The organism is Virgibacillus necropolis, assembly GCF_002224365.1.
GTDB lineage: Bacteria > Bacillota > Bacilli > Bacillales > Amphibacillaceae > Virgibacillus_F > Virgibacillus_F necropolis.
This window is the reverse complement of sequence record NZ_CP022437.1, coordinates 2,433,393-2,446,338: the sequence shown is the minus strand read 5'-3', so window position 1 is coordinate 2,446,338 and position 12,946 is coordinate 2,433,393. Positions and strand designations below refer to the sequence as shown.

Sequence of the window (12,946 nt, the reverse complement as noted above, 5' to 3'; positions counted from 1 at the left end):
CTTAACCTATATGATTTTCACAACAATTAACATCGTTTTGAACGTCTTCAAGCACGACATCAAACGTGGTTAATAAATCACGTACTAGTTGATTGCGAACACGGTAATATACATATTTTCCGTCTTGTCTTCCAACAATAAGTCCACACCCCTTTAAACATGCCAAATGCTGTGAAATATTTGACTGATTCCCTTCTAGGTCGTCAACAATTTGAGAAACTGTCCTTTCCTTTTCTTTTATACATTCGAGTATTTGAATACGTGTTTTATGTGAAAATCCATGCAAGAATTTCATCTTCGTGTCAATATCTGCCTTTAACATTCATTTCCCTCCTTATATTAGACTTTATTAATATGTTTTGATAGTATCATATTAGCAATACCTAATATGTGTGTCAAACTTCGGATTTGTGAAGAGCATTTGAACAATACCTGATTAATCCATGTTCAAAGAGGTATAGTGGTAAAATAATTTTAAAACACGAATAGTGAGAGGGGTTATTATGAAAAGTGAAAATTCGCCATTTAAAACCGTTGTGATTATCACATTAGTTATTGTTGCATTAATAATTGCTTTCGTGGTTATAAACAACAATAGTTCTGAATCCAACGTAGAAACAACATCTGACAAACAACCATCCATTGTTGGACAACCCACATTAGGCGATTCCGATGCGCCTGTAACTGTTGTAGAATTTGGAGATTTTAAGTGTCCTGCCTGTAAAGTTTGGGGAACAGATATCTTTCCACAATTAATACGTGATTATGTTGAGACAGGGAAGGTTAAGTTCTCCTTTATAAATGTCTTATTTCACGGCGAAGAATCAAAGTTAGGTTCACTAGCAGCTGAATCAGTTTATCAACAAAACCCGGATGCTTATTGGGACTTTCACAAAGCACTTTTTAAGGCCCAACCAAGCGAGAACCATGATAGTGAATGGATCACAATAGAAAAGATTCTAGAAGTAGCTAGTAGTGTCCCAAACATTGATGCAGATAAATTAAAAATGGCTATTGAAAACAATTCCGAAATGAACGAAGTAAACAAGGATACAAAATTGGTAACAGATTTTGAAATACAACTAACACCAACGATTATGGTTAACGGAACCATGATTGAAGACCCATATGATTATGAAGCAATTAAACAAGCTATAGAGAAAGCATTAGAGGAAAATTAACAAATGAATAAAATAAAAATTAAGCAGTTTTCATTATATTTTGCTTGGTTGGTTTCCATTGTTGCGACACTTGGAAGTCTCTATTTTAGTGAAATACGAGGTTTTATTCCATGTGAACTTTGTTGGTATCAACGGATTGTGATGTATCCCTTATCTTTGATACTCGGAATAGCAACATTTAAAAATGATTGGTCTGTTAAAAAATATGTACTACCAATTGCGATTATCGGTTGGCCTATTTCACTTTTTCACTATTTGGAGCAAAAAATACCGGGTTTTGCAGAAATAAAACCATGTGCAAACGGCGCTCCATGTAGTGCTGAGTATATTAATTGGCTTAGCTTTATAACAATTCCATTTTTAGCATTCATTGCATTTAGCCTAATAATCATATTCATGCTCCTGATAAAATCAGAAACGAAAAGTAAATAAAGAAGGTGCAATTCCTTATGGAATGCACCCTTTTTATTTATACATACCTACTGAATGCTTATCATTATTCCAAAGTATGCGGCTAGTACCATTAACAGTGAAGAGAAAGAAGATGCAAAAATGGATTGTCTTTTGGTGGCTGCAAAAATAGTTATTATCATAAATAATAAACTTAATATGAACAATAAATAACTTTCAAAACCAAAGGACATCGTAACTTTAAAGGCATCAGTACTATCAGCATTTTGAATAGCACTTATGATCTTTCCGTCATATAGAGCATTAAAAAGGGGGGAAGCCCCTTCCGTTTTTATTAAACTATAGATTTGGTGTGGTGGCCACGACTGTCCCATAAATGCTGTCAATCCAAACACAATTAAAGCATAAACGCTTTCTAACCTTGCCCATTTCAACGGATTAAATGAGTCTTGAGGATTCCTTTTTCTAAATAGAATTCCATTCATTGTTGCAAATAAAACGAGTGAAATAATTAATATGTGTTTAATGACTAATGCCTGTCCATAGTTAACGATAAGGCTATTTTTATATTCCTGAAGTATAGTAGCATTAGGATCATCATACGAGTTAATATCAATACTCATTGTGAAATATCCTGCAATAAAAGTAAGGATAAGACATACCACAGCCACTGGGGTAAACCACTTTAAAAAGGTAAACCAATTCTTTTTGTTTTTGGAAAACCAACTAACAATAAGAAGGAGACCAATCCAAACGGTTACAGCTAGGAAATGAAGTGTATGGAATAGAAATCCTTGCCATTCCGAAATTGTTGATGCGTGGCTTGAATTTGTATAACCCAAGAGCATTAGTATGGTAAGTATAAGAGCTAGACCTGTTAAGCGTTTGTTTGTTATAAGGTCTTTAGCAATTAATACACAAATAAGGATAGCTGAAATTATGGCGATAAATAGCCAAGATTTCCCAATTTCAAAAGTAAATAAAACGTTTTTAAAGATGAACCAAAATCCATAATCACCTGATAGTATTTTAGCGGTACTAACAACAGGGAGAAGAGCAGTCAGGGGAATTAGTCCTGCTGCTAAATAAAGGATCTTCTTTGGTATGTACAAAGGGGGTCTTTTGCTTTCTGGAACCAAAAGCAGAATTAATGACCCAATAAGTATAGAAAAACAAATATATAAAATAAACTCAGTAAACGAAACGAATAATGTCAATAGCGATCATCCTTTATTTTTACTTCTACTAAACCACATCCAAGCCAGTAGTATGATTCCTGCAATAATTAACAATGAAATAATTCCAAATACGAAAGATGATTCACTGTCCCTGTTTGTTTTCCCTTTAGCATTTTGATTATCTGTATCACTACCGTCTTGTGATGTAACCGTTTCTTTTTTAGGTTCAGCAGTTGTAGCATTTTGTTGCTTTTTTTCACTCTTAGACGAGACACTTTCCTCTTGATCCTTAATTGTAAACGAATACTGATTTTCTATAATGTGACCATCCGCGCCAAGAACTTTCCAGTTCACTTGGTAAGAACCCGGACTTAAATTTCGGCTGAAGGTTGCTTCTAAAATATTGTCAGTACTAGTAATTGAAGCTGGTTCAATTTTTTCATCATTCGCGTTTACTAAATAGAGTGTACTTCCATTTTCTATCTTGGTATTAAAAGATAATTCTATGCTTTTAATTGCCTCCTTCAGCTGGGCACCATCTTCAGGTGTTGCTTTTTCTAAAACAGAATGTGCATCGGTCGTATCAACTAGAATAAAACTGATGAAAAACAAAGGCGCTAACGAATGTATAAAGGGATTATAGAATATAGTCCCACTGCAGTATCATCCAATATTTCCTGAATACCGTATTTCCTATTATCATACATTCTAAAGGCCATATCTAATTTAGGTTGGCCTTTTTGGTCATCCACTTTTTTCCCCAAAGTTTATTCCTTATAATAATCTATAAGCTCTCTATAATCCACATTGTCTAAGCTTTTGTGAACAATTTCTGAAACATACCCTTCACTAATATATTGAGGATCATCCATTACTTTTTTTTCAATTTTTTCACTCAATATACTTATTAGTTCTATATAATCGTCTGATTTAGCATTATCTAAAATTATGTCAATTTCCCCATCGAACCATTTAGAAATTAAACTTGTTTCAATACTTGTAAATTTTTTCATTTCAAAACTATCCCCTTTTTCATAATTTGTATCTAGTTAATCACTTTAAATAATAATTCTATCCCTCTATTGCATTGCGGAAAAAATAGGCTTCGTATATTGGCGGCGCGTTCGAAAAAGTACACTTTTATGGACGGTTTCTTTTTGCCTTTATTTGCTATCATTTAACGTTCGTAAACAACTGAAATTAATTTAAGAACGTTCTTCGTTTCCCATATATGTTTACGAACACTTTATGTATAATGAAGTTTATAGAATGATTTCTGTAAAGGTAGGGTTTCAAAATGGAAAGTAGACGACTCGGATATATACGAGTGAGTAGCAAAGATCAAAACGAAGAACGACAAGTAGCTGCGATGAGAGAAAAAGGAATAACCGAACGTGATATTTTTATGGATAAGGTCAGTGGTAAAGATTTTCAACGTGAAAACTATCAACTACTCAAACGCATTATTCGTCCAGGAGATATTTTATATATTCATTCGCTTGACCGTTTTGGACGAAACAAGAATGAAATTGTGAACGAGTGGAACGACTTGACCAAAAATATTCAAGCAGATATTGTGGTATTAGATATGTCACTGCTAGATACAACACAATATAAAGACAGCATGGGTACGTTTATTGCTGACCTCGTTCTGCAAATCTTATCTTGGATGGCTCAGGAAGAACGAGATCGTATTCGTAAACGACAACGAGAGGGTATTGATACAGCGTTACAACAAGGAAAGCCTTTTGGCAGACCCAAGTTTCCAGTAACAGAAAGTTTTCGAGAAGCTCATCAGGAATGGAAAGAAGGAAAAATAACAGCGACACAGGCTATGAAACAGGCAGAGGTCAAGAAAACGACCTTTTATAAACTCGTGAAACAAATGGACGATAACCTAGCATAAACTTGAATAAAAAGTGTAAGGTTTAATAGTTGGAGTCGAATATGTGTAAAAAGGTTAACCAGTCATTTAAAAAATTATGATTAATGTTTAACAATTAACGAAAATAAGGTATACTGTAAGTAGAAAGTCATAAAATAAAAAAACCGTCCCATGCTTCTACATGGAACGGTTACAATAAGCTAACCCCATCAAGAGGGGGAGGCACAGGACTAGATAAATAATCCCTCAACTGACTTGCCAAAATCACATGAGGGGTTATTTTTTATGGTTTTTGTCGGACATGATAAAAGCTATTAGCATGCCGAAAGAAAGCATCAGCTTTAATACACTTTCCATATCCATAAGCAACACCCCCTTTTTAGGAAATATCCTAAAAGGTGAAAGTGTGCCTAACCCCTCATGTGAAACTAACCTATTGTTACCTTTATTATATCAAAAATAGCTATCCAATTGGAGATTATAATACAAAAAAGAATTGGACAAAAGACCTTTTTCTCCTTTTTTGACTACAGCCAATGAAGTGTACCAATGAATGACAGACTGTTTACCACTTCATTCCTTCTGGAGCAAAAAAGTGATAGTTTTTGGAATCAAAAATGTTATATTTGTTGTACACATTTGATTAATTTTCAATCAAAGCAATCTTCCGCAATAGGGCCAGATTGTGGCATAATTTTACTTTTATTTTTTTGTATTCTCAGGGTTAACAATCACTTTCTCTTGCCAGCGCTGATACCCGTATATGATAAGTGAAATGAATATAGCTATAATAAACCACTGCCAATATTCAAGATTTTTAAATGTTGCAATTCCCAAGCCCTCTACAATCCAACGGAGGCCAATAAAGGCAAATAATGCATTCACCGCTAAATTTGTTAACATATATACCCAAAAGTTATGTGATGTTAAATAAAATATCCATAGTGTACCGACTGCAAAAATTCCGTAGGCGAAAGCGGTATCTGTGATATATCCCCATGGCAAGATCTGTTGATGAATGGTCCACCATTCATATGTATAAGCCATTTCAAAAATAATTGTTATGATTAAAGAAGTCAAAATAGTAACTGGCATATAACGTTTTATATCCTCTTTTTTTAATAAAACTAATGAAAGCCAAGGAAGGATGAACCCTGCCCATAATAATATCTGAATAATAATTCACCTCAATTCACCTAAAGTTTCTAATTATAGACTTCTCAAATATTCATTATATATACAAGTACTTAGCGATCGAGGTAGTGTTAGTTGAGGAGTAACCTGTTCCGTTACGGTAGCCCTTTTTAAGACTTAAATTATTTAACAATCCTTATTCCGTAAAAGGGCGCTTTTCCTTAATAAGGAATGGTACAATATTGCACCATAGAGCCATTATCTGGAACTAATATAGCATTAATTGTAAAATTAAACTTATTAAAATGACAAGGAGGAGTTTGATGGGAAATTCATTGTTAATGAGAACAGAGGCATCCTCTGCTTTGAACTTTTTGGTTTATATCCAAAATATATTTCTTAATCAAAATAGGAGTGAAGAAGAATACAGATTTCCTTATATCCCATCAAAGTACATAGTGAAGGAAGAATTTGAATTACGGTTTAAAGAATTATGGGATGAAGTTATACAAAGAATATCTGAACACCCTAAGAATGATATGAAAATTTTCTATGAAGAAAAAGATTTGTTTCACCAACGATTGTTCTTGGAAGGTAACGACAGCTTAAAGGAATATAGTAAAATCCATCAAACATTTAAGGTGTGGTGGAACAGCTTTGCGGGGCGATTCTCAGTAGAAAGAGCTATCGATGAGAAAAGTAAAAAATTATATAGAGAATTGGCAAACTATCTTACACAAAGGGAAATTGCACCTCAAAAAGAATTAAATGTAGGTTTAGTTTATGATGAATTTCCATTAGGAAATTTAGAGGTATCTTCTTATTTTGCTGTTGTATCCATAAGAGTTTCTTTTGAGTGAACTTTGGAAGTTCTATCTATAGTAAGTTATCTAGAAATCTTCTCATCTTTACCCTGAGTCACAGGCAGACAGTCTGTGACTTTTTTGGGTGCAGTGGGCATGCGCAAAGTCTACTGGCGAATTGACAGTAGTCCTATCTTATATAGAGACCTTGGAGATCAATATTGGATAAGGCAAGGATTGAAGAGTCTACCTATACAATATCAAACAACACGTTGGACTTAGATGAAATCGCCCTATACCGAACGGTACATACGGTGGTGTGAGGGGGCGAAGGTTAGTCACCTCCTACTAATTCGATTGTATAGAGACGGTTTTATCTTATGTTAGAAAGGGTAAAAAAATATAGGGAGGTTGTTCAATATGAAATATATAGTTTTTTATGATGGCGAATGCCCTTTATGTTCAAGTGTGAAGATAGCCGTTGAAAAATTGGACTGGTTTCAACGAATTCAATGGGTACCGGTTCAAGTAGTTGAGAGGAGCGATAAATTCTCTTTTTTAAAGAATCGGAATATATACGATAAGATTCAAATGCTTTCATCCAACGGCCGTTTGTATGAAGGCTTCTATACTGTAAGGAAATTATTAACTGTATTGCCGTTAAGCTTTCCATTCAGCTGGTTATTTTATTTACCGTATATCGATAGAATCTTAACTCCACTGTATATGTGGATTTCCAAAAATCGTTACGATTGGTTCGGACGTAAACCATTAGAAACTAAGTCTTAAAGAGAATTTTAGTTGTTTTTTAAATTAAGAATATACCGTCACGCGTTTCACAATCAACCACTTACAAGGAGGCATAATAACACTTATGCAATTATTGTGTAAGTCTTATCTATAACTAACTGGTGCATTAGTTAAACAAGCTAAAAGAAGAAATGAAAATTATAAAATTGATCTTCAGCAATCGGGCGCAGTTGTTGAATAAGCATGCACTAGAATTGGCCCATATTGTGGAATAACAATTGCAACTATTTATTGATTTGATACGTCTATTTTCAATAAAGGGGTGAGGGCAATTAAAAAATTTTTCACCATAATTATTGTCATTGGGTTGATTATTACAGGATTGTTTATTTTTGTACCATTTAAATCGGAACCACCTACACCAACTGTAACGGCAGGAGGCACAACAATTCCCACTACAGAAGGGTCATATTGTTGGGACGGATTATTTTCGGCTCAGTGTGTAGATAAAGTTTATACAGGACCGTTAGATATGGCAAAAGAACATAATCCAACAGTTGTCTCTCCGAATGAAGAAATTAAAATTGATTTTAAGAAAGAACCTAAAACAATAGAAGTGGAGCAATGGATTGATAACGAAAATACAGGTAACATTGAAGTGAAAACTAATTCACTCCTGGCTCCAAAAGAAAAAGGAAAATATGTTTATAATGTATTAGCTGATTGGAAGCAAGGAGACGTGAATTACGTGTTCTCAATTGAAGTGAAATAAGTATTTTATACGATCGGGCGCTTTTCCGTAACAAGGGGGAAGCACCCATCTTGTGTTAGGGTCACACAACCGATTACTAACAGTCTATAATCACTCAATCTAGCATAGTCTATAAAAAGACGTATGGAAGGTTGGGTATTCTATGAAAAAAAGACATGGTATCCTATTGGTTTTTTTTAGTATGATAATCATAATTTTATTTATTTCCTTTGTTTCTTCACCACATAGTAAAAGTAATTTTTTTTACTCGGCCTTTATTAATGAATTAACAGGATCAAGCCAAACCTCAGATGCCTTACTTCTAATGATGAGTACCGAAATCCCTCAACTAAAAGAAAACTTAAAAGAAAGTGATATAGAACCACCAAATTTGTCAGATTTGTTTTTTGAAATTACCTCTGGGGTTACACCAAATGATTTTACTAGTTTACTCGGGTTAGAATTACCCGGTTTTAATTCTTACTCCAATGAAATGAATATTGCTAGAGCAGGAACTGATATGCCAATAGAGTCTCCTCCTCCGGACTTTGAAAAGTTGCTTAAGGAAGAAAAAAAAGATAATCCTGATAAAGATCAATCAAAACCGGAAAAAGAAAATACCGAAAACCAAACTAAAGCAAATGTATTTATATACCATAGTCATGCATGGGAAGCTTTTTTCCCCTTATTGAAAGAAAATTCCAGTGAAGCATCGAGCACCAATCAAAAAAAGAATGTAGTTCTTGTTGGTTCTATGCTAACCGAACAACTTGAAAAACGAGGCATAAGCACGTCTCATGATACAACAAACGTTACCGAAGAGCTACATGAAAAAGGATGGAATTACTATGATTCATATAGGTTTTCTCGCCTAACTATAGAGGAGGTAACTTCTATCAATAAAACACTAAAATATTTTATTGATATTCATCGTGATGCCCTAAGGAAAGATAGTACTACAACTACTATTAATGGCAAAGATTATGCTAAGTTATATTTTATTGTGGGTGTAGAACATGAAAATTACATAAAGAATCTAGAATTTGTTGAGGAATTAAATAAAAAAATTGAAGAAAGTTATCCCGGACTTAGTAAGGGTATTTATAAAAAGGATAGGTCGGAAGGTAATGGTGTATATAACCAGGATATTTCAGAAAGATCAATATTAATAGAAATTGGTGGTGTTGATAATAATCGAGAGGAGTTAAGTAATACCTCTAAAGTATTGGCAGAAATCATTAGTGAATATATAAAAAGTATTGGAAAGGTATAATTCTAACACACAATTAAAGCGGCGAGCGAAACATGTCCTGTTACAAACGCCTTACAGCGTGAAAACTGGAGAACCATCCGCCACCAGTCTTACTCAATCGGGCGCTTTTCTGTAATAAGGAAAGCGTCCTAGTTGCATTTAATGGCCAGTTTTGGAGGATTTTAATAGGTTTTTTTAGAGTTATTATTTAAAAAAGGATTTTGAAGTCTTTTGGTGAATATTAAATGTTAGTCTATAAAAAATGGAGGTTGTTGTGATGTTGAAACTGTTTCAATATAACTGGCAAGTTCGCGATGATTGGTTTACATGGTGTGAAGATGTTCCGGAAGAAGATTTATTAAAAATACGGGTAGGAGGAGTTGGGAGTGTTCTGTACACCCTTTTTCACATCGTGGATGTTGAATACAGTTGGATTTGCGGCTTACAAGGTAAACCCGAACCTGAAGAACCACCTTTTGAAACCTACGATAGCTTATCCAAAGTCCGGGATCTTGCAAGCCAATATCACAAGGAAGTAGAGTCTTTTTTGACATCGTGGACAAACGAAATGGAATACCGGAAGCTTACGGAAACTGATTCCAATGGTGAAACGGTTAGCTTCAGACACGGAGAAATAATGCGCCATGTCATCGCCCACGAAATCCACCACATCGGTCAATTATCTGTGTGGTCACGTGAAATAGGGAGGAAGCCTGTTACGGCGAATCTCATTGACAGAGGATTATATGAGTAAACACTGAACCCAGTGGTCATAAGTTTGAAATTCATATGGGATTTTACAAAAACGACTGGATTATTATTAATGAGAATAAAACTCATATGGAGTTTTAAGATTAGAACTTGTTCAAGAAAAGGGCGCAATTCCAGAGTGAGGATCTGCGCCTTTTTTGCATGAAGGACCAGGTTTTGTAATAGAGAAGGAATTATTAACTAGTATATAGAAGTCATAAAGCTAGTATATAGAAGTCATAAAGTATGAAAGTTGTATAAGGGAATCAAAGGAGAGAAAGTAAATGAAAAAAGCATATTCTGTTACAAATCTCGAATCCATAGAAAATGTTGCTCGAGATGGAAACAAAATATTTCCATTCCTTTTAAAGTATAAAGACAATCTTAGGAAATACGGTGAAGTTAATGGACCAAAAGGTATTGTGTTTCATGATTTTGAATCTGCAACATCGGTTTATTCAGAGACGCCTTTACCCGCATATACCTCACGTGATTTAATTCATCTATGTCCATCAATTGAAATATGGAAACAGATTTATTTGGATGCTATTCGTGAATCAAATAATGAAATGGCTAAGACATATTTTAATGAACTACAATTAAGTGATGTAGCGACAATTGCCGCCCATGAGTGGACTCATCATCTAAACATATTAGGTGACTTTGAGGGTTCTGATGCAGAGAATATGTGGTTTGAAGAAGGTCTATGCTTTTATTTACCAAGGAAAGTGTTAATGTCAAATAAAGAATTTATAAGAATAACAAAGGTTGAAGAAAAATTAATTGAAGAGTTTCAAAAAACCTTTGGAACATATACTATAAACTTTTTTGGACAATCGGATGAAGGTGGGTTTACTGGTGCGTTGTATGACTATTGGCGTGCAACTTGGTTAGTTACTTATTTAACAGAAACATATTTGGAAGGAAATATAGACGGTCTATTAGATTTATTCGAAAAATGGAAAGGATCAGGTGAACGTTTAATTCAAGATTTTATTGTGTCCGAGTTAAGAATTCCCCATGGACAAGCCAAAATAATATGGTTAAGGAAGACTTGATGATTTCTTCCGTTAACGGGCACGTTAATATGCAGCAAGACCCTGTGCCCTTATTACGAAGGGCCATTTTGCGGAAGATTTACTTTTTCATATTACGGAACAAGGAGTGATTAGAATGCCAACTTGTCAGAACTGCCATAAAAAATGGAATTGGAAGCAAACGTTTAAAAAATCTTTTACATTAGGTGGCGAAATGACGTGTCCTTATTGTGAAGAAAAACAATATCTAACTGCTCGTATGAGAAAAAGAAGTACTATAATTCCTTTTATAATAACCTCTTTAATAATGCTGGGTAATCTTTTCTTTGGACCTTCCTATGTTTTTGTGTTTGCCCTTTTAGGCTTATTTCCATTGTTTTTTGGGATTTATCCTTTTTTTGTTGAATTATCAAATAGAGAAGAATCCCTTTGGTGAGTCTTATTCAATCGGGCGCCTTTCTTGAATAAGGATTGCGTCTACTTTTGCTTTAAGAGGAAGTCACTATTTTCATTATAAAGATAGGGGGGAAAAGCATGTCACCAAAACAAGGCTACAAAGCTATGATTCGGAGGGTTCGAATAGAAGATATTGAAGCAATACTTGATATTCAACGTGAGGTCATTAAAGAAAAGAACTATTTTATAGCGGTATCAGAAGAGTTCAATAAAACTTTGGAAGAACACCAAGAATGGATAACAAAGATCATCGAGCATGAAAGAGAAACGATGTTTGTTGCAGAAATGAATGGGAGAGTAGTAGGGTGGATCGGGTTCTTGTCACAAGAGAGACAAAGGATGCACCACACAGGATCCATCGCCATCATGCTCCAGAAAGACTATCGAAACAAGGGGATCGGCAAGCTTTTGATCAATGAGATCCTCTCATGGGCAGCGCAACATCCGGTGATCGAAAAAGTTTCGTTAGGGGCGTTCTCCACGAATTCAAGAGCCATTGAGCTATATAACAAACTAGGGTTTGTCGAAGAAGGGCGCAAAGTAAAAGAATTTAAGTTTTGTGATGATGAATATGTAGACGACGTCTTAATGTATAAGTTTGTTAAATAGGTAAGAATATCCCTGATTTGAGTTATGGGTAATACTCATTTTTGAGTAGCTGTGGTGTACCCGGATTAACTGTTTACTTTGGAAAGAACTAACCAAAGTTTGATTAAGATGTTGAATTAACGGGCGCCATTCTGGAATAAGAATAGAGCTTAAAAACCAATATGGTAGTGTATAATGGGTGCTATATCAAACATGAAAGGAAGAAATTTTAAATGGCGCAGCTTGAATTACAGTTGTATGACTATAACGAATGGGCAAACAGACAAATTTTCAACCGACTAAAAGAGCTTCCCAAGGATGTTTATCGTCAAGAAGTTCAAAGTGTATTTTCATCGATATCTCATGTTTTAGCCCATGTTTATCTTTCTGATCTTGGGTGGATAGAAGTGTTTTCTGGTAAAAGTATGAATTATTCATTGATGCTACAAGAGCAACTAAAAGAGGAAACAGTGTCAAAGGGAATAGAAGAAATGGAAGCGATGTTTCTTAAACTATCAGAACGATATAAGTTGTTCTTTATCCAATTGGAAGATTCAGATAAGTCCCTCATGATTGAGAACCCGAATGGTGACATCATGGAAACTAGTGTGTTCGAACAAGTGCCCCACGTCGTTAACCATGGAACATATCATCGTGGTAATATCACAGCTATGTTAAGACAGATGGGTTATACTTCTATACCAACAGATTATGGTCTTTACCTATATTTAAAACAATCTGGCGCATTTCATGAATAGAAGCGTTGTATT

Annotated in this window: 17 protein-coding genes; 12 read left to right on the top strand and 5 right to left on the bottom strand. The window is 34.6% G+C overall.

What is annotated here, in order from left to right; translation table 11 throughout:
- Position 1: 1 nt before the first annotated feature.
- Positions 2–322, bottom strand: coding sequence for an ArsR/SmtB family transcription factor (locus CFK40_RS11785; RefSeq protein WP_089532492.1), 321 nt, complete (start codon positions 320–322; stop codon positions 2–4).
- A gap of 181 nt (positions 323–503) precedes the next feature.
- Here CFK40_RS11785 and CFK40_RS11780 point away from each other — a divergent pair, with 181 nt between their 5' ends.
- Together CFK40_RS11780 and CFK40_RS11775 are read left to right on the top strand one after the other, a co-directional pair.
- Positions 504–1,181 carry a DsbA family protein gene (locus tag CFK40_RS11780; protein WP_089532491.1) on the top strand — a complete coding sequence of 226 codons (678 nt, stop codon included), beginning with the start codon at positions 504–506 and terminating at the stop codon, positions 1,179–1,181.
- 3 nt (positions 1,182–1,184) lie between these two features.
- Positions 1,185–1,613 carry a disulfide oxidoreductase gene (locus CFK40_RS11775; protein WP_089532490.1) on the top strand — a complete coding sequence of 143 codons (429 nt, stop codon included), beginning with the start codon at positions 1,185–1,187 and terminating at the stop codon, positions 1,611–1,613.
- 47 nt (positions 1,614–1,660) lie between these two features.
- Here CFK40_RS11775 and CFK40_RS11770 read toward each other — a convergent pair whose 3' ends face one another.
- The 3 genes from CFK40_RS11770 to CFK40_RS11760 all read right to left on the bottom strand — a co-directional run bounded on the left by CFK40_RS11770 (position 1,661) and on the right by CFK40_RS11760 (position 3,783).
- Positions 1,661–2,809, bottom strand: coding sequence for a copper resistance D family protein (locus tag CFK40_RS11770; RefSeq protein ID WP_089532489.1), 1,149 nt, complete (start codon positions 2,807–2,809; stop codon positions 1,661–1,663).
- A gap of 6 nt (positions 2,810–2,815) precedes the next feature.
- Entirely contained in the window at positions 2,816–3,382 is a 567-nt protein-coding gene (locus tag CFK40_RS11765) for a copper resistance CopC family protein (protein WP_161493862.1), read from the bottom strand.
- Between the two features lie 155 nt (positions 3,383–3,537).
- Positions 3,538–3,783, bottom strand: coding sequence for a hypothetical protein (locus CFK40_RS11760; RefSeq protein WP_089532487.1), 246 nt, complete (start codon positions 3,781–3,783; stop codon positions 3,538–3,540).
- Between the two features lie 284 nt (positions 3,784–4,067).
- Between CFK40_RS11760 and CFK40_RS11755 the strand changes: the two genes are divergently transcribed.
- Positions 4,068–4,676, top strand: coding sequence for a recombinase family protein (locus CFK40_RS11755; protein ID WP_089532486.1), 609 nt, complete (start codon positions 4,068–4,070; stop codon positions 4,674–4,676).
- Between the two features lie 681 nt (positions 4,677–5,357).
- Here the strand turns inward: CFK40_RS11755 and CFK40_RS11750 are convergent.
- Positions 5,358–5,750: a hypothetical protein gene (locus CFK40_RS11750; protein ID WP_089532485.1), complete on the bottom strand. Its 393-nt coding sequence runs from the start codon at positions 5,748–5,750 to the stop codon at positions 5,358–5,360.
- Positions 5,751–6,112: 362 nt separating this feature from the next.
- On the opposite strand from CFK40_RS11750, the gene CFK40_RS11745 reads away from it, so the two are divergent.
- From CFK40_RS11745 to CFK40_RS11705, 9 genes are all read left to right on the top strand, one after another.
- Complete coding sequence (locus CFK40_RS11745) at positions 6,113–6,649, top strand: L-rhamnose mutarotase (RefSeq protein ID WP_089532484.1); 537 nt, start codon at positions 6,113–6,115, stop codon at positions 6,647–6,649.
- Between the two features lie 363 nt (positions 6,650–7,012).
- Positions 7,013–7,381, top strand: a complete 369-nt coding sequence (locus tag CFK40_RS11740) for a thiol-disulfide oxidoreductase DCC family protein (RefSeq protein ID WP_089532483.1) — start codon at positions 7,013–7,015, stop codon at positions 7,379–7,381.
- Between the two features lie 283 nt (positions 7,382–7,664).
- Complete coding sequence (locus CFK40_RS11735; RefSeq protein ID WP_089532482.1) at positions 7,665–8,114, top strand: hypothetical protein; 450 nt, start codon at positions 7,665–7,667, stop codon at positions 8,112–8,114.
- A gap of 142 nt (positions 8,115–8,256) precedes the next feature.
- Positions 8,257–9,366, top strand: a complete 1,110-nt coding sequence (gene spoIIP / locus CFK40_RS11730) for a stage II sporulation protein P (RefSeq protein WP_089532481.1) — start codon at positions 8,257–8,259, stop codon at positions 9,364–9,366.
- A gap of 256 nt (positions 9,367–9,622) precedes the next feature.
- The gene (locus CFK40_RS11725) at positions 9,623–10,099 is read left to right on the top strand and encodes a DinB family protein (protein WP_089532480.1); all 477 of its coding nucleotides are present in this window, start codon (positions 9,623–9,625) and stop codon (positions 10,097–10,099) included.
- A 280-nt stretch (positions 10,100–10,379) separates the two neighbouring features.
- Positions 10,380–11,153, top strand: coding sequence for a hypothetical protein (locus CFK40_RS11720; RefSeq protein WP_089532479.1), 774 nt, complete (start codon positions 10,380–10,382; stop codon positions 11,151–11,153).
- 115 nt (positions 11,154–11,268) lie between these two features.
- On the top strand, positions 11,269–11,568 hold the full coding sequence (locus CFK40_RS11715) for a TIGR04104 family putative zinc finger protein (RefSeq protein WP_089532478.1): 300 nt from the start codon (positions 11,269–11,271) through the stop codon (positions 11,566–11,568).
- A gap of 98 nt (positions 11,569–11,666) precedes the next feature.
- On the top strand, positions 11,667–12,197 hold the full coding sequence (locus CFK40_RS11710) for a GNAT family N-acetyltransferase (RefSeq protein WP_227001765.1): 531 nt from the start codon (positions 11,667–11,669) through the stop codon (positions 12,195–12,197).
- A 212-nt stretch (positions 12,198–12,409) separates the two neighbouring features.
- Positions 12,410–12,934 (top strand): DinB family protein, encoded by a 525-nt coding sequence (locus CFK40_RS11705; RefSeq protein WP_089532477.1) that lies wholly within the window; start codon positions 12,410–12,412, stop codon positions 12,932–12,934.
- The last annotated feature ends 12 nt before the right edge of the window (positions 12,935–12,946 follow it).

Excerpts from the sequence above, each read along its gene's own strand:
- CFK40_RS11785 (WP_089532492.1), bottom strand. The coding sequence starts at position 322 with ATGTTAAAGGCAGATATTGACACGAAGATGAAATTCTTGCATGGATTT.
- CFK40_RS11780 (WP_089532491.1), top strand. The coding sequence starts at position 504 with ATGAAAAGTGAAAATTCGCCATTTAAAACCGTTGTGATTATCACATTA.
- CFK40_RS11775 (WP_089532490.1), top strand. The coding sequence starts at position 1,185 with ATGAATAAAATAAAAATTAAGCAGTTTTCATTATATTTTGCTTGGTTG.
- CFK40_RS11760 (WP_089532487.1), bottom strand. The coding sequence starts at position 3,783 with ATGAAAAAATTTACAAGTATTGAAACAAGTTTAATTTCTAAATGGTTC.
- CFK40_RS11755 (WP_089532486.1), top strand. The coding sequence starts at position 4,068 with ATGGAAAGTAGACGACTCGGATATATACGAGTGAGTAGCAAAGATCAA.
- CFK40_RS11750 (WP_089532485.1), bottom strand. The coding sequence starts at position 5,750 with ATGCCAGTTACTATTTTGACTTCTTTAATCATAACAATTATTTTTGAA.
- CFK40_RS11745 (WP_089532484.1), top strand. The coding sequence starts at position 6,113 with ATGGGAAATTCATTGTTAATGAGAACAGAGGCATCCTCTGCTTTGAAC.
- CFK40_RS11740 (WP_089532483.1), top strand. The coding sequence starts at position 7,013 with ATGAAATATATAGTTTTTTATGATGGCGAATGCCCTTTATGTTCAAGT.
- spoIIP (WP_089532481.1), top strand. The coding sequence starts at position 8,257 with ATGAAAAAAAGACATGGTATCCTATTGGTTTTTTTTAGTATGATAATC.
- CFK40_RS11725 (WP_089532480.1), top strand. The coding sequence starts at position 9,623 with ATGTTGAAACTGTTTCAATATAACTGGCAAGTTCGCGATGATTGGTTT.
- CFK40_RS11720 (WP_089532479.1), top strand. The coding sequence starts at position 10,380 with ATGAAAAAAGCATATTCTGTTACAAATCTCGAATCCATAGAAAATGTT.
- CFK40_RS11715 (WP_089532478.1), top strand. The coding sequence starts at position 11,269 with ATGCCAACTTGTCAGAACTGCCATAAAAAATGGAATTGGAAGCAAACG.
- CFK40_RS11710 (WP_227001765.1), top strand. The coding sequence starts at position 11,667 with ATGTCACCAAAACAAGGCTACAAAGCTATGATTCGGAGGGTTCGAATA.
- CFK40_RS11705 (WP_089532477.1), top strand. The coding sequence starts at position 12,410 with ATGGCGCAGCTTGAATTACAGTTGTATGACTATAACGAATGGGCAAAC.